General features: G+C 71.0%; 16 protein-coding genes and 1 pseudogene. 12 read left to right on the plus strand and 5 right to left on the minus strand.

What is annotated here, in order from left to right; genetic code table 11:
• Positions 1–175: 175 nt before the first annotated feature.
• From HEP85_RS26170 to nudC, 3 genes and pseudogenes are all read left to right on the plus strand, one after another.
• Positions 176–3,749 (plus strand): annotated as a pseudogene (locus HEP85_RS26170) (UvrD-helicase domain-containing protein).
• A gap of 10 nt (positions 3,750–3,759) precedes the next feature.
• A complete protein-coding gene (locus tag HEP85_RS26175) occupies positions 3,760–5,172 on the plus strand; it encodes a dipeptidase (protein WP_168530120.1) in 1,413 nt (470 codons plus the stop codon).
• A 129-nt stretch (positions 5,173–5,301) separates the two neighbouring features.
• On the plus strand, positions 5,302–6,243 hold the full coding sequence (nudC, locus tag HEP85_RS26180; RefSeq protein WP_211118070.1) for an NAD(+) diphosphatase: 942 nt from the start codon (positions 5,302–5,304) through the stop codon (positions 6,241–6,243).
• Positions 6,244–6,489: 246 nt separating this feature from the next.
• Here the strand turns inward: nudC and HEP85_RS26185 are convergent, their stop codons facing one another.
• The gene (locus HEP85_RS26185; protein ID WP_168530122.1) at positions 6,490–6,747 is read right to left on the minus strand and encodes a mycoredoxin; all 258 of its coding nucleotides are present in this window, start codon (positions 6,745–6,747) and stop codon (positions 6,490–6,492) included.
• Between the two features lie 196 nt (positions 6,748–6,943).
• On the opposite strand from HEP85_RS26185, the gene HEP85_RS26190 reads away from it, so the two are divergent.
• The 5 genes from HEP85_RS26190 to HEP85_RS26210 all read left to right on the plus strand — a co-directional run bounded on the left by HEP85_RS26190 (position 6,944) and on the right by HEP85_RS26210 (position 10,832).
• Entirely contained in the window at positions 6,944–9,139 is a 2,196-nt protein-coding gene (locus HEP85_RS26190) for an ATP-dependent DNA helicase UvrD2 (protein ID WP_168530123.1), read from the plus strand.
• A gap of 164 nt (positions 9,140–9,303) precedes the next feature.
• Positions 9,304–9,627 carry a hypothetical protein gene (locus HEP85_RS26195; protein ID WP_168530124.1) on the plus strand — a complete coding sequence of 108 codons (324 nt, stop codon included), beginning with the start codon at positions 9,304–9,306 and terminating at the stop codon, positions 9,625–9,627.
• A 174-nt stretch (positions 9,628–9,801) separates the two neighbouring features.
• Positions 9,802–10,170 (plus strand): WhiB family transcriptional regulator, encoded by a 369-nt coding sequence (locus tag HEP85_RS26200; RefSeq protein WP_030668930.1) that lies wholly within the window; start codon positions 9,802–9,804, stop codon positions 10,168–10,170.
• Positions 10,167–10,490 (plus strand): hypothetical protein, encoded by a 324-nt coding sequence (locus HEP85_RS26205; RefSeq protein WP_168530125.1) that lies wholly within the window; start codon positions 10,167–10,169, stop codon positions 10,488–10,490. Before HEP85_RS26200 ends, HEP85_RS26205 begins: the two co-directional genes overlap by 4 nt.
• A 117-nt stretch (positions 10,491–10,607) precedes the next feature.
• A complete protein-coding gene (locus tag HEP85_RS26210; protein ID WP_168524954.1) occupies positions 10,608–10,832 on the plus strand; it encodes a hypothetical protein in 225 nt (74 codons plus the stop codon).
• Between the two features lie 93 nt (positions 10,833–10,925).
• On the opposite strand, the gene HEP85_RS26215 is transcribed toward HEP85_RS26210, so the two are convergent.
• Together HEP85_RS26215 and HEP85_RS26220 are read right to left on the minus strand one after the other, a co-directional pair.
• On the minus strand, positions 10,926–12,290 hold the full coding sequence (locus HEP85_RS26215) for an AarF/ABC1/UbiB kinase family protein (RefSeq protein ID WP_168530126.1): 1,365 nt from the start codon (positions 12,288–12,290) through the stop codon (positions 10,926–10,928).
• On the minus strand, positions 12,283–13,464 hold the full coding sequence (locus HEP85_RS26220) for a TOMM precursor leader peptide-binding protein (protein ID WP_369657844.1): 1,182 nt from the start codon (positions 13,462–13,464) through the stop codon (positions 12,283–12,285). The genes HEP85_RS26215 and HEP85_RS26220 overlap by 8 nt, the downstream gene beginning before the upstream one ends.
• 217 nt (positions 13,465–13,681) lie before the next feature.
• Here HEP85_RS26220 and HEP85_RS26225 point away from each other — a divergent pair, with 217 nt between their 5' ends.
• The 4 genes from HEP85_RS26225 to HEP85_RS26240 all read left to right on the plus strand — a co-directional run bounded on the left by HEP85_RS26225 (position 13,682) and on the right by HEP85_RS26240 (position 17,506).
• Entirely contained in the window at positions 13,682–14,278 is a 597-nt protein-coding gene (locus HEP85_RS26225) for a M48 family metallopeptidase (protein WP_168530127.1), read from the plus strand.
• A gap of 135 nt (positions 14,279–14,413) precedes the next feature.
• Positions 14,414–16,042 carry a TerD family protein gene (locus tag HEP85_RS26230; RefSeq protein ID WP_369657845.1) on the plus strand — a complete coding sequence of 543 codons (1,629 nt, stop codon included), beginning with the start codon at positions 14,414–14,416 and terminating at the stop codon, positions 16,040–16,042.
• 11 nt (positions 16,043–16,053) lie between these two features.
• Complete coding sequence (locus tag HEP85_RS26235; RefSeq protein WP_153288730.1) at positions 16,054–16,734, plus strand: AIM24 family protein; 681 nt, start codon at positions 16,054–16,056, stop codon at positions 16,732–16,734.
• A gap of 16 nt (positions 16,735–16,750) precedes the next feature.
• The gene (locus HEP85_RS26240) at positions 16,751–17,506 is read left to right on the plus strand and encodes an AIM24 family protein (RefSeq protein WP_168530129.1); all 756 of its coding nucleotides are present in this window, start codon (positions 16,751–16,753) and stop codon (positions 17,504–17,506) included.
• Between the two features lie 86 nt (positions 17,507–17,592).
• On the opposite strand, the gene HEP85_RS26245 is transcribed toward HEP85_RS26240, so the two are convergent.
• The gene (locus HEP85_RS26245; RefSeq protein WP_168530130.1) at positions 17,593–18,120 is read right to left on the minus strand and encodes an NUDIX hydrolase; all 528 of its coding nucleotides are present in this window, start codon (positions 18,118–18,120) and stop codon (positions 17,593–17,595) included.
• A complete protein-coding gene (locus HEP85_RS26250; protein WP_168530131.1) occupies positions 18,117–19,601 on the minus strand; it encodes a zinc-dependent metalloprotease in 1,485 nt (494 codons plus the stop codon). The genes HEP85_RS26245 and HEP85_RS26250 overlap by 4 nt, the downstream gene beginning before the upstream one ends.
• Positions 19,602–19,663: the final 62 nt, after the last annotated feature.

The raw sequence follows: 19,663 nt of genomic DNA on the forward strand, positions 1-19,663 counted from the left end.
CCGCCGGCCTGCCGACGGCGCGGGGACCGGCGACGGCCGATGACTCCCGGGCCACGCGGTGTCCTCGGACGCGACCTGAGTGACGTACGACACCACACGTGCTGACCAGCGGTTCCCACACCCCGACAGCCGATGTGGCCACCCACTGTCAGTGGGCGCGGCTAGCCTCTCTGACGTGCCCGCCCGTATCACCGATCCCGAGCAGCTCAAGGAGCTCCTCGGCATCCCCTTCACCCCGGAGCAGACGGCCTGCATCACCGCACCGCCCGCCCCGCAGGTGATCGTGGCCGGAGCCGGATCCGGGAAGACCACGGTGATGGCGGCACGCGTGGTCTGGCTGGTCGGCACCGGACAGGTCGCCCCCGAACAGGTCCTCGGTCTGACGTTCACCAACAAGGCGGCGGGTGAACTCGCCGAACGCGTCCGCAAGGCCCTGATCAAGGCCGGCGTCACCGACCCGGACGTGATCGACCCCGACAACCCGCCCGGCGAACCGGTCATCTCCACCTACCACGCCTTCGCGGGCCGCCTCCTGACCGACCACGGACTGCGCATCGGCCTCGAACCGACGTCCCGCCTGCTCGCCGACGCCACCCGCTACCAGCTCGCCGCCCGCGTCCTGCGCGAGTCACCGGGACCGTACCCGGCGCTCACCCGCTCCTTCCCCGACCTCGTCGGCGACCTCCTCACCCTCGACTCCGAACTCTCCGAACACCTCGTACGCCCCGAGGACCTGCGCGCCCACGACGCCGGCCTGCTGCACACCCTGGAGAGCGCCGGACTCACCAACGCCGACCTCCGCAAGGTCCCCGAGGCCGCCGCGGCCCGGCGCGCACTCGCCGAACTGGTGGTCCGCTACCGCGCGGCCAAACGCGAACGCGACCTCCTCGACTTCGGCGACCAGATCGCCCTCTCGGCCACCCTGGCTCGCACCCGCCCCGAGGTCGGGGACATCCTCCGCGACGAGTTCCGCGTGGTCCTGCTGGACGAGTACCAGGACACCTCGGTGGCGCAGCGCGTACTGCTCGCCGGACTGTTCGGCGGCGGCACAGGACACCCCGTGACCGCAGTCGGCGACCCGTGCCAGGCCATCTACGGCTGGCGCGGCGCCTCCGTCGCCAACCTCGACGACTTCCCCGAACACTTCGCGGGCGCCGACGGCCGCCCCGCCACCCGCCAGTCACTCAGCGAGAACCGCCGCAGCGGCGGCCGCCTCCTCGACCTCGCCAACGGCCTCGCCGAGCCCCTGCGCGCGATGCACGCGGGCGTGGAGGCCCTCCGGCCCGCCCCCGGAGCCGAGCACGACGGCGTCGTCCACTGCGCACTGCTGCCCACCCACGCCGAGGAGATCGACTGGCTCGCCGACTCCCTCGCCCACCTCGTACGCACCGGAAAGGCCCCCGGCGAGATCGCCGTGCTGTGCCGCACCGCGGGCGACTTCGCCGAGATCCAGGGCGCGCTCGTCGCCCGCGACATCCCCGTCGAGGTCGTCGGCCTCTCCGGGCTGCTGCACCTCCCCGAGGTCGCCGACCTCGTCGCCGTCTGCGAAGTCCTCCAGGACCCCGGCGCCAACGCCTCCCTGGTCCGTCTGCTCACCGGACCGCGCTGGCGGATCGGCCCACGCGACCTCGCCCTCCTGGGACGGCGCGCCCGCCTCCTCGTGTCCCACGCGCGCGTGGGCGCCGACGACGACGCCGACCGCCGGCTCGCCGCTGCCGTCGAGGGGGTCGACCCGGCCGAGGTGATATCGCTCGCCGACGCCCTGGACACGTTCCTGGAGATGCCCATCGAGGCCGAGAGGGACGGCGACGGACTGCCCTTCTCACCCGACGCCCGGGTCCGCTTCGCACGGCTCGCCGCCGAACTGCGCGACCTGCGCCGCTCGCTCGCCGACCCCCTCATGGACGTCCTGCACCGGGTCCTCGCCGTCACCGGACTGGAGGTCGAGCTCTCCGCGTCCCCGCACGCCCTCGCCGCCCGCCGCCGCGAAACCCTCTCGAACTTCCTCGACGTCGCCGCGTCCTTCGCAGCGGGCGACGGCGAGGCGAGCCTGCTCGCCTTCCTCGGCTTCCTGCGCACCGCCGCGCAGTACGAGAAGGGCCTCGACAACGCCCTGCCCGGCGGCGAGAACACCATCAAGGTGCTCACCGCCCACAAGGCCAAGGGCCTGGAGTGGGACGTCGTCGCCGTCCCCGGCCTCGTCACTGGAACCTTCCCCAGCACCCAGGGCCGCGAGAAATGGACAGCCCAGGGCAAGGTCCTGCCGCACGCACTGCGCGGAGACGCCGACACCCTGCCCGACGTCGACACCTGGGACGCCAAGGGCATCAAGGCCTTCCACGAGGCAATGAAGGACCACCAGCGCACCGAGGAGCTCCGCCTCGGCTACGTGACCTTCACCCGCCCCCGCTCGCTCCTGCTCGGCTCCGGTCACTGGTGGGGGCCGTCCCAGAAGCGCCCACGCGGTCCCTCCGACTTCCTGCACGCCCTGTACGACCACTGCGCCGCCGGACACGGGGAGATCGAGGCCTGGGCCGACGAACCGGCGGAGGACGAGGAGAACCCGGCCCTGCGCGAGGCGGCGGCTGACCACGCGTGGCCGCTCCCGCTCGACGACACGGCACTCGCCCGCCGCCGCGCGGCCGCCGAGACCGTACTCGCCCACCTGGAGCGGGTCGCGTCCCACGAAGAACCCCACCCCGCCGCCCACGGCCCGTCCTCCCACGACGACCCGGAGTGGCCGCCCCCGCCTGACGACGACGAGACCTCCTACGGGGAGGAACGGCACCCCGTAGGAAACGACGGCCTCCCCTGAAGGCGACGACGACCTCTCCGAAGGCGACGACGACCTCCTCGTGGGCGACGACTCCGACTGGGACTCCTGGACGACCCGCCGCCCGACGCTCCCGCACCAGGCGCCCTCCCCGGAGGCCCGCCCGGCTCCGGAGCCCCCACAGGCCCAGGACGCCCGCCCCCACCCGGAAGACGACCCCGTACGCCTCACACCCGAAGAAGTCCGCACCCTCGCCTCCTGGGACCGCGACCTCGACGCCCTCACCGGAGAACTCCTGCGCGCCCGCGCGAGCGTCACCGACGTACCCCTGCCCGCCTCGCTCACCGCCTCACAGGTACTGCACCTGGCCGCCGACCCCGACGGCTTCGCACAGGAACTCGCCCGCCCCATGCCGCGCCCCCCGCAACCCGCCGCCCGCCGCGGCACCCGCTTCCACGCCTGGGTGGAGTCCCGCTTCGAGGAACTGCGGCTGCCCATGCTCGAACCGGAGGACCTGCCCGGCAACGACGCCGAGATCGCCGACGAACGCGACCTGGAGGACCTCAAGGACGCCTTCGAACGCACTCCCTACGCACACCGCACGCCCCACCGCGTCGAGACCCCGTTCCAGCTCGCCATCGCCGGACGCGTCGTCCGGGGCCGCATCGACGCCGTCTACAAGGAGGGCGACGGCGACGGCACGACGTACGAGATCGTCGACTGGAAGACAAGCCGCACCCGCACCGCCGACCCCCTCCAGCTCGCCGTCTACCGCCTCGCCTGGGCCGAGCAGCAGGGCGTGCCCCCGGAGTCCGTCAAGGCCACGTTCGTATACGTCCGCAGCGGAGAGATCGTCCGCCCCCGCGACCTCCCCGACCGCGCCGCCCTGGAACGGCTGCTCACGCAGGACACACCGGGTCCGGGGCAAGATGCGGCCGGAGAACCGACGGACGAACACGCCCCCGCGGGCGGTTAGGCTCGTGAGCATGAGCAAGCCCGTTGACAACGCCGTCAGCACCGTCCGTGCGTACATTCACCACCACCGCACGGCCTTCCTCGACGACCTCGCCGAATGGCTGCGCATCCCCTCCGTGTCGGCCCAGCCCGACCACGCGGCGGACGTGAGGCGCAGCGCCGACTGGCTCGCCGCCAAACTCCAGGAGACCGGCTTCCCCACCACGGAGGTCTGGACGACGGAGGGCGCCCCCGCCGTCTTCGCCGAATGGCCGTCGGAAGACCCCCAGGCCCCCACGGTCCTCGTCTACGGGCACCACGACGTACAGCCCGCCGCCCGTGAGGACGGCTGGGACACCGACCCCTTCGAACCGGTGATCCGCGGAAACCGCCTCCACGCGCGCGGAGCCGCCGACGACAAGGGCCAGGTGTTCTTCCACACACTCGGCGTCCGCGCCCACCTCGCCGCCACCGGACGCACCACCCCCGCCGTCCACCTCAAACTCCTGATCGAGGGCGAGGAGGAATCCGGCTCCCCGCACTTCCGTCACCTCGTGGAAACCCACGCCGACCGGCTGTCCGCCGACGCGGTGATCGTCTCCGACACCGGCATGTGGTCCGAGGACACCCCCACCGTGTGCACCGGCATGCGCGGTCTCGCCGAATGCGAGATCGAGCTGCACGGGCCCGCTCAGGACATCCACTCCGGCTCCTTCGGCGGCGCCGTGCCCAACCCCGCCACCGCCGCCGCCCGCCTCGTCGCCGCCCTCCACGACGACCACGCGCGCGTGGCCGTCCCCGGCTTCTACGAAGGCATCACCGAACTCACCGACCGCGAGCGCGAACTCTTCGCCGAACTGCCCTTCGACGAAGCACGCTGGCTGGCCACCGCCAAGTCGTCGGCCACCCACGGAGAGGCCGGACACACCACCCTGGAGCGCATCTGGGCCCGCCCCACCGCCGAGGTCAACGGCATCGGCGGCGGCTACCAGGGCCCCGGCAGCAAGACGATCATCCCGTCCTCCGCCACGGTGAAGCTCTCCTTCCGGCTGGTCGCGGGCCAGGACCCCGACCACATCGAGAAGGCCGTACGCGCCTGGGCCGCCGAACAGCTCCCCGAAGGCATCCGGCACGAGATCACCTTCGGCGCCGCCACCCGCCCCTGCCTCACCCCGCTGGACCACCCCGCCCTGCAGTCCGTCGTACGAGCCATGGGCCGCGCCTTCGAACAGCCCATCCGCTTCACCCGCGAAGGCGGCTCGGGGCCCGCGGCCGACCTCCAGGAAGTCCTCGACGCCCCCGTGCTCTTCCTGGGCATCTCCGTCCCCTCCGACGGCTGGCACGCCCCCAACGAGAAGGTCGAACTCGACCTCCTCATGAAAGGCGTCGAAACCAGCGCCCACCTCTGGGACGACCTGGCCGAGAACTGGCGCGAGGCACACTGAAGAAGCCCGTTCACACCCGGAAGAAGCCCCATTCACACCCAGAAGAGCACCCCACACACCCGCCCCGCCGTACGTCCTGCTGAACCGCCCGCCGAAATAACCTTTCCACCGGGGGAGTTGGAAGCACCCGTGACCACCTGGACCGACCGCACCGCCGACCGTCCCATCTCGCTCACCGCCCCGAGCGGCATCGACCGGGCCGCCCACCACCGGCTCGACGAGGCCTGGCTCGCGGCGGCCTGGAGCCACCCCACGACCCGCGCCTTCGTGGTCTCCGGCGGTCAGGTCCTCATCGACGAGACCGCGGACGGCACCACCGAACTCGTCATGACCCCCTCCTTCGAGGCCCCGCTCACCGAGGCACACCGCTACTTCCTCGGCACGGACGACGACGGTGTGAGCTATTTCGCACTCCAGAAGGACGCGCTCCCCGGCCGCATCGACCAGTCAGCACGCCCCGCGGGCCTGCGCGAGGCGGGACTCCTGCTCTCCCCCCGCGACGCCGGCCTCATGGTGCACGCCGTCGCCCTGGAGAACTGGCAGCGACTGCACCGCTTCTGCTCACGCTGCGGCGAACGCACCGTGATCGCGGCAGCCGGCCACATCCGCCGCTGCCCCGCCTGCGGCGCCGAGCACTACCCGCGCACCGACCCCGCCGTGATCATGGCGGTCACCGACGACGAGGACCGCATCCTGCTCGGCCGCCAGGTGCACTGGCCCGAAGGCCGCTTCTCGACACTCGCCGGCTTCGTCGAACCCGGCGAATCCATCGAGCAGTCCGTGCGACGCGAAGTCTTCGAAGAAGCGGGCATCACCGTCGGCGAGGTCGAGTACGTCGCCAGCCAGCCCTGGCCCTTCCCCTCCAGCCTCATGCTCGGCTTCATGGCCCGCGCCACCTCCCACGAGATCAACGTCGACGGCGAGGAGATCCACGAAGCCCGCTGGTTCTCCCGCGAGGACCTGCGGACCGCCTTCGAGTCCGGCGAAGTAATGCCCCCGTACGGCATCTCCATCGCCGCCCGCCTGATCGAACTCTGGTACGGAAAGCCCCTGCCCCGCAGAGAGACGTAGCCGGACCACCCCGCGACACTCCGGCCACCGGAACCGGTGCGACGCAGAACACACACAGGAGGCGGTTCTTGAGTCACCTCAAGAACCGCCCCGCCGCGGCAAACCCCACCCTGACGGGGATGCTCGAAGGCCTGGACGGTGACTTCGACGCGGTGCCGTATGCCATCGAGGACTGCTGAGCAGCACGAACGACGACGAGACCCCGCCCGTGATCACCGGGCGGGGTCTCGTGCGTCCACTCCCGGGTCAGACGCCGAGCGCGCGCTTCACCTGGGCAAGGCTCGGGTTGGTCATCACGACCTCGACCCCACCGTTGGAGGGCACCACCTGAACCGTAGGAACGGTCTGATTCCCGCCGTTCGCCTTCTCCACGAACGCCGCGGACGCCGGGTCGTGCTCGATGTTGATCTCCTCGTACGTGATGCCCTCGCGGTCCAGCTGGCCCTTCAACCGCGTGCAGTATCCGCACCACGTGGTGCTGTACATCGTCACAGTGCCCGGCATGTCTCTCGCGCTCCTTTACTGCTGGGGGTGCGTCATCGCAAAGGGGAACGTACGCCGGGCACCCACCATTCCCGCACCCGGGTACCCCCGCCCCGTACACCGCCCCCCACCGACGCCTGCCGCATTAGTACGACCACAAGACCCTCCCTGTGGACAACCGACTCACCCGCCCCCGGCGACCTGGCAGCATGGCGGGGTGACAGCAGCAACGCACTCCACCCTCTTCCCGCAGGTTCCGGACACGGCCGACGCGGTGCTCGACGGGCTCGACCCCGAGCAGCGCGCAGTCGCCACCGCCCTGCACGGTCCGGTGTGCGTGCTGGCAGGCGCCGGCACGGGCAAGACGCGAGCGATCACCCACCGCATCGCCTACGGCGTACGCGCCGGAATCCTCCAGCCCTCCAGCGTCCTCGCCGTCACTTTCACCAACCGCGCCGCGGGAGAGATGCGCGGCCGCCTCCGCCAGCTCGGCGCCGGCGGCGTCCAGGCCCGCACCTTCCACTCCGCGGCCCTGCGCCAACTCCAGTACTTCTGGCCGAAAGCGGTCGGCGGCAGCCTCCCCCGACTCATCGACCGCAAGATCCAGCTCGTCGCCGACGCGGCCGCCGCCTGCCGCGTCCGCCTCGACCGCGGCGAGCTCCGCGACGTCACCGCCGAGATCGAATGGTCCAAGGTCACCCAGACCGTCCCCTCCGACTACGCGGCCGCCGCCGCCAAGACCGGCCGCGAATCCCCCCGCGACCCCGCGGAGATCGCCCAGCTGTACGCCACCTACGAAGACGTCAAACGCGACCGATCACTCATCGACTTCGAGGACGTCCTGCTGCTCACCGTCGGCATCCTCCAGGACCGCCGAGACATCGCCGACCAGGTCCGCTCCCAGTACCAGCACTTCGTCGTCGACGAGTACCAGGACGTCAGCCCCCTCCAGCAACGCCTCCTCGAACTGTGGCTCGGCGAACGCGACAGCCTCTGCGTCGTCGGCGACGCCAGCCAGACGATCTACTCGTTCACCGGTGCAACTCCCGACCACCTTCTCGACTTCCGCACCCGCCACCCCGCGGCCACCGTCGTCAAACTCGTCCGCGACTACCGCTCCTCACCCCAGGTCGTCCACCTCGCCAACGGCCTGCTCTCACAGGCCCGCGGCCGCGCCGCCGACCACCGCCTGGAACTGATCTCCCAGCGCGCCCCCGGCCCCGAACCCGTCTACGCCGAATACACCGACGAACCCGCCGAGGCGGAAGGCGCCGCCCGCCGCATCCGCGACCTCATCGCCTCCGGCATCCCCGCAGGCGAGATCGCCGTCCTCTTCCGTACGAACTCCCAGTCCGAGATCTACGAGCAGGCACTCGCCGACGCCGGAGTGCCCTACCAGCTGCGCGGCGCCGAGCGGTTCTTCGACCGCCCCGAAGTGCGCAAAGCCGGAGCAGCCCTCCGCGCGGCCGCCCGATTCGGAGCCAACGACTCCCTTCTCGACGACGTCGTCGACCTGCCCTCCCAGGTCCGCGCCGTGCTGTCCGGCGAAGGCTGGACCGGCCAGCCCCCCGCCGGCTCCGGCGCGGTCAGGGAGCGCTGGGAATCACTGGCCGCCCTCGTCCACCTCGCCCAGGACTTCGCCGCCGCCAAGCAGGACGCCACCCTCGGCGACCTGGTCGCCGAACTCGACGAGCGCGCCGGCGCACAGCACGCCCCGACCGTGCAGGGCGTCACCCTCGCCTCCCTGCACTCCGCCAAAGGACTGGAGTGGGACGTCGTCTTCCTCGTCGGCGTCGCCGAGGGCATGATGCCGATCACCTACGCAAAGACCGACGAGCAGATCGAAGAGGAACGCCGCCTCCTCTACGTCGGCGTCACCCGCGCCAGAGAACACCTCTGTGTCTCCTGGGCCCTGTCCCGCTCACCCGGCGGCAGAGCGGGCCGCCGGCCCAGCCGCTTCCTCGACGGACTACGCCCCGGCTCCGTCACCACCGCGGGCCGCACGAGCGGCGGCGGCCCTGGAGGCGTCGAGCGAGGCATCGGAAGCAGCGGAGGCACCGTCGTACGACGGACGAGCCGAACCCCGGCCCGCTGCCGCGTCTGCGGCCGCACGCTGACCGACGCCGGCGAGATGAAACTGATGCGCTGCGAGGACTGCCCCTCCGACATGGACGAGGGCCTCTACGAACGGCTGCGCGAGTGGCGGACGGTACAGGCGCAGCGCAGCGGCCAGCCCGCGTTCTGCGTCTTCACCGACAAGACACTCATGGCCATCGCCGAGACCGTTCCCGGCGACGAGGGAGAGCTCGCGCGGATCCCCGGAGTCGGAGTACGCAAGCTCAACCGCTTCGGAGCCGACGTACTGGCCATCTGCGCAGGCCAGGAGCCTGGCGAGGGCAAGCGCGACGACTGATTCAAACTCGTCGAAAAAATAGTTTGCGCATGCCCCGGCAATCCCCATAGGTTCTTAGCACGGAAGCGGCGGGCTTCTCCGAAGCCCTGGTTCCGTGCTGTACTTAATAGCCGTCGGACTGGCTCACCCCCAGTCCCCCAAGACGCCGAGAGGAGGCGATTCCAGTGATCAGCATCAACACCAGCTCCAGCACCACCGTCAAAATGACCGATCCCTCGGTCGTCTCCACGTGCCTGCTCGGCGTCTCGAACCTGGGCACCGGTCTGCCCGGCATCTCTGCCGTCCGGCCGGCGTCCTCCCTGTCCCTCGCGGGTCTTCCCATCCGTGAGCGCAATGAGCGACCGATCCAGGCACTGGAAGCGGCAGTAGTGGCAGAGGCCCGTGCCTATGCCTTTGCGGCAACCGGTGCCGGATCCCTGAAGCAGACGCAGCAGCACCACACGATGTGGGCCTTCCGTGGGCCTGAACCCTGGAGTGATCCAGCCTGATCCTCGATCAGGCCGGCGCCTTCAGGGCCGCGGAACCCCACCCGGGATCCGCGGCCCTTCTGTTTGTCCCCGACCGGGGACAGCAGAGCGAAGGGGCCTCGGGACAAGAAAAGAACCCGGTACCAGCCGCCAACCGGCCAACCGGCCGGCACGACCAGACGAGGAAGACCAACCGTGCAACTCGAAGCGCACGCCCCGTCCGTACCGCCTTCCGAAACGATCCCCCCGCCCGGCCTCACGGAGGACTCCACCTTGATCCCGCTCACTGCGCTCACCGCGCTCGACGACGCCATCGAGAACCTCGGCGTACCCGTCCCCTGCCGTTCCTACGACCCGGAGGTCTTCTTCGCCGAGTCGCCGGCCGACGTCGAGTACGCCAAGTCCCTCTGCCGTACCTGCCCGTTGGTCGAGGCCTGCCTCGCCGGCGCCAAGGAGCGGCGTGAGCCCTGGGGTGTCTGGGGCGGCGAGCTGTTCGTCCAGGGTGTTGTCGTAGCCCGCAAGCGGCCCCGTGGCCGTCCGCGCAAGAACCCGGTCACGGCATGAACATTGCAGGAACGATCGACCGCCCCCTGACGCACGACCCCAAGAAACAGGCCCCGATGAAGCCGTCCGCGAGCGAGCCCACCGGCTCCGTCAGTCCAGACTTCACCACCACCGGCGCGAACGACTCGCGTGAGAACAGGACCCGAGAGATGCAACTCATTCCAGAAGCCCTGGCTCGTGCGCATATGCACGAGCGACTGCAAGAGGCTGAGCGGGAGCGCCGGGCCGTGCGCCTGGTCACCGCCCGCCGGATGCAGCGCCGGGCCGAGCGCGCCTCCATGCGTGCCCGGCGTGCGCTGGCCATGGCGGTCATGCAGTAAGCAGCCGAAGGCAGTCGCAGACATACACAGACACACCGCGGGGGTCGGTCCGTCCGGACCGGCCCCCGCGGTGCGTTGTACCGGGCGAACACCCGCCCCCGGCGCTATCGTCGGCGGGTGACGAGTCTTCCCGGGGACAGTGACAGCAGCGGCACCACCGAGCGGCCCGACACGGCCCAGGCCCAGCGCATCGCGTGCGCCCGCTGCGGCACCCCGGCGGACGGCCCCCAGCCGACCTGGACCTGCTCCGTCGAGAACGGCAGCCGCCACTACTTCTGCGACAACTGTGCCCGGGCACACCTGCGGGCGATCGAGGGACGGCTGGATTCGGCTTGGTGGTAGGGCGGGGCTTGCTCCGGGTCTTCTTCTTGGGGGCCTCCCCTCCCTCCCTCCCTCCCCGCCCACCCCCCACAGCCGCCCGAAGGCAGCCCGAACTCACGCCTCAGCCGCTGAGTCCTCCTCGTCCGTCAGTTCTTCGGTCGGGACGAACCCGGGCAGCCACTCCTCCAGTTCGTCGCGGAGCCGGACCGTCGCGCCCAGCTGGCACAGGACGCCGATGGTGCTCAACGTCACACGGTGGATCAGCAGGTACGACGGTGGCAGGTTGAGGAGCCTGCCCAACTGGTGGGCGGGGGAGCGGGGATCGGCCACCCGGGCGGCCTGGCTGCGCATCCAGCCCCGGGTGAAGGTGAACTCGTCGACCTGCGCCGGTTCGATGATCGGCAGGAGGTAGTCGAGGACCGCGTCGGGTTCGAGCTCTATCGACTCCTTGACGAAGCCCTCCTCGCGCAGCAGGTCGTAGACCGCCTCCGCGTCTCCGTCGAGGGTCATGCGGAGGGACTCGCCGATCGGCGAGGGCAGACCGCCGGGGAGACGGTCGACCGTGCCGAAGTCCAGGACGCCGAGGCGCCAGCCGCTCTTCTCGTCCGGCAGGAGCCGGAAGTTGCCCGGGTGGGGGTCGGCGTGCAGCAGTCCGGTGCGGGCGGGGCCGGAGAAGAGGAAGCGCGCCAGCAGTTGCCCCGCGCGGTCCCGCTGCTCCTGGGTACCGTCGGAGATCACCTCCGACAGGGGTGTTCCGTCGATCCATTCGGTGACCAGGATCTGGTCGCACTGGTGGACCACCGCCGGTACCAGGACGTCGGGGTCGCCCGAGAATTCCGTCGCGTGGGCTTCCTGGGCCTGTGCCTCCAGTGCGTAGTCGAGTTCCTCGGAGACCCGGTCGCGGAGTTCCGTGATGAGCGGCTTGATGTCCATGCCGGGGATGAGCGGGCCCAGCAGCCGGGCGAATCGGCTGAGCTGGGTGAGATCGGAGAGCAGGGCCTCGCCCGCTCCGGGGTACTGCACCTTGACGGCGACCTCGCGGCCGTCGTGCCACACCGCCCGGTGCACCTGGCCGATCGAGGCGGCCGCGGAGGGCTTGTCCTCGAATTCGAGGAACAGCTCGGACCAGTCCTCGCCGAGCCGCTCCCGGAGAACGGAGTGCACGGTGCGGGTCGGCATCGGCGGTGCCGCTTCCTGGAGCTTCGTGAGCGCCGCGCGGTACGGGCCCGCGACCTCCTCGGGCAGTGCCGATTCGAAGACGGACAGTGCCTGCCCGAACTTCATCGCACCGCCCTTCAGCTCACCGAGCACCTTGAAGAGCTGTTCGGCCGTGCGCTGCTGGAGCTCGCGGCCCACGATCTCCGCCGACTTCCCGCCTATCCGCTTGCCCAGGCCCCAGGTCGCTCGCCCGGCGTAGCCGAGCGGTAGCGCGGCGAGTTTGGCGGTTCGGGTGACCGCCTTCCGGGGAAGATCAGACATGAGCCCTCCAAGTCCCAGACAGCCGTGCCGCATGCGGCTGTTGCACCGCCATTGTCTCGTGCGGGTCCTCGGCTTCGGCGGCGCGTTCCCCCTTCTTACTTTTCTCCGTGGCGCCGCACGGGCAATCGGGGTGTGGCCACACCGGTTTCGCGTGCCAGTGGAGCGCCGGAGCGGAGGTCTCCCAGCGGGCTCCGGCGCTGGAGGGTGACCGGCCGTCGAGGAAGGCGAGCGCGTGCGCGGCGGCGAGGCCGGCGATGCCGGTCGCCATGGTGAGGTCGCATGCCGGTACGTGGCGTGAGGTGCCGGAGCGCCACTGGGCGATCAGGCGTGGCCAGGTCGGGTCCCGGTCGGCGCGGCTCCGGTCGAGGCAGCCCGCGCAGCCGGTGTCGCCGGGCAGGACCAATGGGCCGACGACTCCTGTTCCTTCCACGACTCCCGCGTACAGATGGGGTGTGCCGGAGGCGATCAGGGGTTCGGCGGCGGTGGGATCGGGGGCGTGCACGGACAGGCCGTCCCTCGGCGTGATGATCACCAGGGAGAGTCCGGGTTCCTCGCCCTCGTCGGCGGGCCGGGGCGGGCGGTCCGGCGCGGCTCGGCGCACCGCCCGCCGGGCGGCTTCCTCGCGGCGCTCTCCGATGGAATCCGCCGGCAGCCCGCCGGGTGCCACGTCCCACGGTTCCACCCGGCCCACGTCGCGCACCTCGATCCGGCCCACGCCCGCGCCGGCCAGCAGCGCCGCGAGGGTGACTCCGACCCGGCCGGCGCCGCGCACCTGTACCCGCAGGGAGCGGCGGGCGGCCAGGTGCGCGAGGGCGTCGCCCGGTGCCGGGGCGACGAGGGAGAGGGCCGCGAGGTCGGGGCGCAGCCGGTCGAGGACCGGCTTCTTCGCGCGCAGGGTGTCCGCGGCCGGGCCGCCGCCCGTGGCGTCGTCGAGGAGTCCGGAGCGGGCCAGCCGTTCCACGAGTGCGTCGACATGGCCGTCGGGCAGGCCCATCCCGCGTCCTTCCTCGCGCAGGAGGGGGAGTGAGCGGGTTCCGTCGAGCAGGTCGAGGAAACTGCCTGTCGCCGTGTCCACCGGGCCCAGCACCATCGCGTGCGCGGGTGCCATGCCGAACTGGACGGTGTTGAGGTCCCGCCAGCCGCGCCGCAGCGCGGGTTTCACCATCGGATGCATGACCGACCCCCGTATCCATGGAGCATCCCCGTGTGCCGGCGGGGCCCTGTCGGGGCCGCCGCTCGGATGCCAGGATGCCCGGGGGCGGGGGGAGGGTGCGGAAAGTTGTCCACAGGCTGTGGTGTTGGTCGGATAAATCGAGCGTGCAGGGTGCGGATCGACACCGAACCGTCCTGTGGACGGGACTTCTCCCACGTGCAGCGGGTAACGTCGGGGCGTGCCCGCCGACCCACTGCACCGCGCCGGAAAACCACAGCGCAGCACGACGAGCCTGCCGCCAAGCGGCTCGGGGGCGAGCGCGATCGAGGTTCGCAGGAGTGCGCGACGGCGCAGGACGGTCTCCGCGTACCGCGAGGGCGATCGCACTGTCGTGCTCATCCCCGCCCGGATGTCCGAGGCGGAGGAACAGCGCTGGGTGACCGTCATGCTCGACAAGCTGGCCGCCCAGGAGAGCAAACGGGTGCTCGGTGACGCCGAGCTGACCGAGCGTGCCGCGCGTCTGTCGGACCAGTACTTCGAAGGGCGGGCCCGGCCCACCTCGGTCCGCTGGGTGACCAATCAGAACACGCGGTGGGGCTCCTGCACCCCGGCGGAGGGCAGTATCCGTCTTTCGCACCGGTTGCAGGGCATGCCCGAGTACGTCGTCGACTACGTCCTCGTCCACGAACTCGCGCATCTTCTGGTGCCCGGGCACGGTCCGCGCTTCTGGCGGCTGCTGGAGGCGTATCCGCGGACGGAGCGGGCGCGCGGCTACCTCGAGGGGGTGGTCGCGGCCGCCCGGCTGCCCCATCCGCCCGTCGGCCGCGACGAATAGCGGGCGGGCGGGCGCGGTCCGTCCCGGGCGGGGGGTGATTGTGTACCGGGTCTGTACCGGCTGCGTTCACTTCCGGGGTTTCCCGTTAGCCTGACGCGACGCAATCGCATTCGGGATGGGGGACGGTCGTTACGCATGGCCAGGGAATTCCAACGCGGCCACAAGGCCAGAATCAGTGACCTCACCGCGGGCACCGATCTGTACGTGGGTGTGCAGATCACCGGCCCCGGACTGACCTTCGACATCAGTTGCTTCGGTCTGGACGCCGACGAACGGCTTTCGGACGACCGGTACTTCGTCTTCTTCAACCAGCCGAAGACCCCCGAGGAATCCGTCCAGCTCCTTGGCGCCCAGTCGGGTGACACGGAGTCGTTCCGCGTCACCCTCGACCGGATCCCGGCGCAGATCCAGAAGCTGTCGTTCACGGCGACGATCGACGGCGCCGGACAGATGTCCCAGATCGCCCCCGGGTATCTCCGTGTCGTCGCGGGTGGCGCGGAGGTGGCCCGCTACTCGTTCAGCGGAGCGGAGTTCTCCACCGAGCGTGCCGTGATGCTGGGCGACTTCTATCTGAAGGACGTCTGGCGGTTCGCCGCCGTGGGACAGGGTTTCGACGGCGGCCTCGACGCGCTGCTGAAGAACTTCGGCGGCGAGGTCGCCGACGAGGAGCCCGCCGCGCAGCAGCCGCAGGGCGGTGGGGCGCCCTCGTTCTCGCCGCCCACCCAGGTGACCGCGGCACCCGCGTTCGGAGCCCCGGCCGCTCCGGCTCCGGCTCCCGCGGCGCAGGGGTTCGCGCCGCCGCCCGCCCCGTCCGCGCCCTCGGTGCACGCCGCGCCGACCATCATCGCGCCGCTGCACAGCCCGCCGGGCGCCGCCGTGCCGCCGCCGGGTTACGGGCAGCAGCCTCCCGGGCAGAGCGCCCCCATGCCTCCCGGTTACGGCCAGCAGGCACCGTCCGCGCCTCCCGGTTACGGCCAGCAGGCCCCGCCGGCTCTTCCCGGTTACGGGCAGCAGCCGTCGTACGGCCAGGTCCCGGGGCAGTTCCCGGGGCAGCCGGGCGCGCCCTCCCCGTACGGTGTTCCCCAAGGTGCTCCGCAGGGCGGGGCCGGTGTGCTCGCCGCGCTGGGGGCGTTCAAGGAGACGCCCACCGGGCAGCGGTGGACGCAGCAGAACAAGAAGCTCATCCGGGTCGACCTCGGCATCGGGGACCAGCCGGTGCTGGCCCGCCAGGGCAGCATGGTGCTCTACCAGGGCAAGGTCGACTTCAGCTACAAGGGCGCCGGCTTCGCCGGGCGGATCGTGGGCAACGCGACCGGGCAGGAGATGCAGCTGATGCGCTGCTCGGGCCGCGGTCAGGTGTTCCTCGCCGAGAACGCCACCCATGTGCACCCCATCGAACTCCAGGGTGACGCGATCTGCGTGTCCTCCGAGAACGTCCTCGCCTTCGACGAGACGCTCCAGTACGAGGTGCGCAGGATCGAGGGTCACGGCATCCCCGGGGGCGCGCTGTTCACCATGCAGTTCCAGGGGACCGGCACGGTCGTGGTCAAGACGCACGGCGCGCCTGTCGTGCTGCCCGTGACACCGACGACGTTCGCCGACTGCAACGCCGTCGTCGCCTGGTCGGCGGCCTCCCAGGTGGTCGTCTCCAGCCAGGTGCGGATGCGGCGCAACGCCTACCCGGGCGACACCGGGGAGAGCGTGAACCTCCAGTTCCGCGGCGCGCCCGGCAATTTCATCGTCGTCCAGCCGTACGAGGTCTGAGGGAGCCCGTCATGAACCAGCCACTCACGGGCTACGCCCCGGCACCCGTCACCGCGCGCATGGAGAACCACGGCAATCACATGCTGAAGGTCGCCATGCAGACCGGAAGCGACCTCTTCGCGCGCGTGGGCTCGATGGTCGCCTACGAGGGCTTCGTCCAGTACGAGCCCAACCCGCCCGCGGTACGGCAGATCGCCCGGGACTGGATGACGGGTGAGGGCGCACCCCTCATGAGGTGCCACGGCGACGGTCTGCTCTATCTCGCGGACTACGGGGCGAACGTCGTCGTCATCAACCTCAACGGGGACGCGATCTCCGTGAACGCCACCAACCTGCTCGCCTTCGACGCGCACCTCACCTGGGGCGTCGAGCGCGTCAAGGGGCTCGCCAAGTTCGCCGGACAGGGCCTGTGGAACACCAAGATCTCCGGCCAGGGCTGGGTCGCGCTGACCTCCCGGGGCGAGCCGATCGTGGTCGACTGCGGTGGCGGCGAGGACGAGACGTACGTCGATCCGGACGCGCTGGTCGCCTGGTCCCCGAACCTCAAGGTGAAGGGCAAGCGCAGTTTCAAGGCACAGTCGCTGATCGGCCGCGGCAGCGGCGAGGCGTACCAGATGGCGTTCTCCGGGCAGGGCATCGTCGTCGTCCAGCCCAGCGAGGACAGCACCGACCGCCTCCGGATCCGGGGCTGAGGGGGAGCAGGACATCATGCAGAGCCCGCTTTTCGGCTACAACGAACAGCAGACCCAGGAGCGCTACAGCCTGCAGAACTCGCAGATGCTGCGGGTCGTCATGGAGGGCCACGACGACATCCTGGCCCGCAAGGGCACGATGGTCGCCTACCAGGGGCTCGTCGAGTTCGACGCCGAGTACCAGAACAACAGCCAGCACCGCGCGCGTGCGTACACCGGTGAGGGCCTGGACCTGATGCGCTGCCACGGGCAGGGGACGGTCTACCTCGCGAACCTCGCCCAGCACGTACACGTGGTCGACGTGGACCAGGACGGTCTGACCGTCGACAGCAGCTACGTGCTGGCCATGGACTCCGCGCTGCACCACGAGGTCATCGCCGTGGACAGCCAGTACGGCATCTCCGGGTCCGGCAAGTACCAGCTCAACATCACCGGACGCGGCAAGGTCGCCCTGATGACCTCGGGGGCGCCGCTGATGATGCAGGTCACGCCCGACAAGTACGTCAACTGCGACGCCGACGCGATCGTCGCGTGGTCCACCGGCCTGCGGGTGCAGATGCAGGCGCAGACGCACTCCTCCGGGGTGTGGCGGCGGCGCGGCAACACGGGTGAGGGCTGGGAACTCAGCTTCATGGGCCAGGGGTACGCGCTCGTCCAGCCCAGCGAACTGCTGCCGCCGCAGAACGCGGTGATCGGCCAGGGACTGCGTGCCCAGTACGGCATGGGACAGCAGGGCGCCCACGCGCAGAACCAGGGCAACGTCTGGAGCTGAGCGACGGGCAGGCCAGGAACAACGGTAAGGGGCGACCGCCAGGGCGGTCGCCCCTTACGCGCGTCTCGGGCGGAGGGCCGCGGCACTCAGGCGGAGAGCCTCGCGCGGGTCGCCTCCAGCAGGCGCACGACCGACACGTCCGCCACCTCCGCGACCTCGTCGTAGCCGAACCAGCACAGGTCGAGGGACTCGTCGCTGATCGCCGCCACGGATCCGGCCGGGGCGAGCGCGGCGTACTGGACGTCCAGATGCCAGTTGCACGGCGCCGGGATGGCGTGCCGGTCCAGGCGCACGGGGCCGCCCGGCAGCAGCGTCAGACCCTCGATGCCCGACTCCTCGGCCCCCTCGCGCAGCGCGGCCGAGGCCAGCGACGGGTCACCCGGCTCGCAGTGGCCGCCCATCTGCAGCCACATCCGCAGCTTGCGGTGCAGCGTCAGCAGCACGCGGCCGCCCTCGGGGTCCACGACCAGCGCACTCGCCGTGACATGGCCCGCCGAGCAGGACTTCCACATGCCGTCGGGGTGCGCGGACAGGTGGTCCAGATAGCCCTGCCGCAGCTCTTCCTGGCCCTCGTACCCCTTCAGTACGAGGACCGCGTCGTCGTGGAGGGTCACTCGGCGCCGTCGCCCTTGCCGTCGCTCTTGCCCGTGTCCCTGTCGCCCTTGCCGTCCTCGTCGTCCGCGTGGCCCTGGTCGGCCCCGCTGTCGTCCTTCGTCAGGTTCGGCCGTTCGGCGGAACCGCTCGCCGCCTCGCCGAGCATCTTGTCGAGCTCGGAGAAGTCCAGCTGCTCGCGGTGCACGAAGCCGTCCGGGTCGTCCAGGTCGGACGCGGTCGGCAGCATGTCCGGGTGGGCCCACAGACCGTCCCGGCCGTCGACACCACGCGCGTCGGTGAGCGAGGCCCACAGACGCGAGGCGTCCCGCAGCCGGCGCGGGCGCAGCTCCAGGCCGATGAGCGTGGCGAAGGTCTGCTCCGCGGGGCCGCCCGTCGCCCGGCGGCGGCGCAGCGTCTCACGCAGCGCGTCCGCGGACGTCAGGCGCGGCTTCGCGGCCGCGTGCACGACCGCGTCCACCCAGCCCTCGACGAGTGCGAGCGCCGTCTCCAGACGGGCCAGCGCGGCCTTCTGCTCCGGCGTGTCCTCCGGCTGGAACATGCCCTGCTGGAGGGCGTCCTGCAACTGCTCCGGGTTCTGCGGGTCGAGCTGGCCGACCACGTCCTCCAGCTTGGCCGTGTCGACCTTGATCCCGCGGGCGTAGCCCTCGACGGCCCCGAAGAGGTGCGAGCGCAGCCACGGCACGTGCGCGAAGAGCCGCTGGTGAGCGGCCTCACGCAGAGCGAGATAGAGCCGCACCTCGTCCTCGGCGATGCCGAGGTCCTTGCCGAACGACGCGATGTTCAGCGGCAGCAGCGCGGCCTTGCCGGCCGGGCCGAGCGGCAGGCCGATATCGGTGGAACCGACGACCTCCCCCGCGAGCACGCCGACGGCCTGCCCGATCTGCGTGCCGAACATCGCTCCGCCCATGGAACGCATCATGCCGATGAGCGGGCCCGCCATGGCCTGCATCTCCTCCGGCAGGACGTCCCCCATGGCCGCGCCGACCCGCTCGGCGACCGGGTCCACGAGCTCCTTCCACACCGGCAGCGTCGCCTCGACCCACTCCGCGCGGCTCCAGGCCACGGCGGAGCCGGCGCCGGACGGCAGGGAGGTCGCGTCGTCGAGCCACAGATCGGCCAGACGGACGGCCTCCTGGACCGCGGTGCGCTCGGCGGGACCGACACTCGCGTCCTTGGTGCCGTCGGAGGTGCCCTGGGAGACCGTCTGGCGGGCGATCTGCTTGGCCATGTCCCAGTTCACCGGGCCGCCCTCGTACGAGAGCATCTGGCCCAGCTGCTGGAACGCGGCGCCCAGGTCGTTGGGGTTCATGGACCCGAACATGGCTGCGAGCGGATTGTCGGCGCCGAAACCGCCGGCTCCGGGCAGCCCGAAACCGAACGGTCCCTGACCACCACCGCTCTCCTGGTCCTTCTTCTTGCCCTCGTCGCCGTTCTCCGGCTCCTCCGGCGGAAGGCCGAATCCGAATGGGGTGTCACTCACGGGGTTCCTCGGCTGGTTAGGGCCGCCGGTTCGTTCCGACGGCGGCTGCCCGACAACACCAC

The sequence above is a fragment of the Streptomyces sp. RPA4-2 genome, from assembly GCF_012273515.2.
Taxonomy (GTDB): Bacteria; Actinomycetota; Actinomycetes; order Streptomycetales; family Streptomycetaceae; genus Streptomyces; species Streptomyces kaempferi.